Genomic DNA, 287 nt, shown 5'->3' on the forward strand with positions numbered 1-287 from the left:
CCTCGTTCCGAAACAATGGGGCACATCATGACAGCTCTGAATCCCGCCCGTACGAACCTTCTCGAGATGTTCGCACTTGACGCCCGGATGGTCCGCGGTGCCGGCTTTCGACTCTTCGATGAACAGGGTCGCGAATACCTCGATTTTCTTTCTCAGTACGGAGCGCTCCCTTTCGGACACAATCCCCCCGAGATCTGGATAGCGCTGAACGCAGCACAGGCAGAAGCGCTTCCGTCCATGGTCCAGCCGCTCCGTCCTGTCGAGGCCGAGCGTTTGGCCGAGCGCCT

1 protein-coding gene is annotated in these 287 nt (G+C 59.9%); it reads left to right on the forward strand.

Features of this window, described 5'->3' with window-relative positions; all coding sequences use genetic code 11:
* Window positions 1-27 precede the first annotated feature (27 nt).
* Window positions 28-287 (forward strand): aminotransferase class III-fold pyridoxal phosphate-dependent enzyme (locus tag Q1A87_RS23950; RefSeq protein ID WP_299657417.1); only part of this gene is annotated, 260 nt, incomplete at its 3' end.

Source organism: uncultured Jannaschia sp., from assembly GCF_947494055.1.
Lineage (GTDB): Bacteria > Pseudomonadota > Alphaproteobacteria > Rhodobacterales > Rhodobacteraceae > Jannaschia.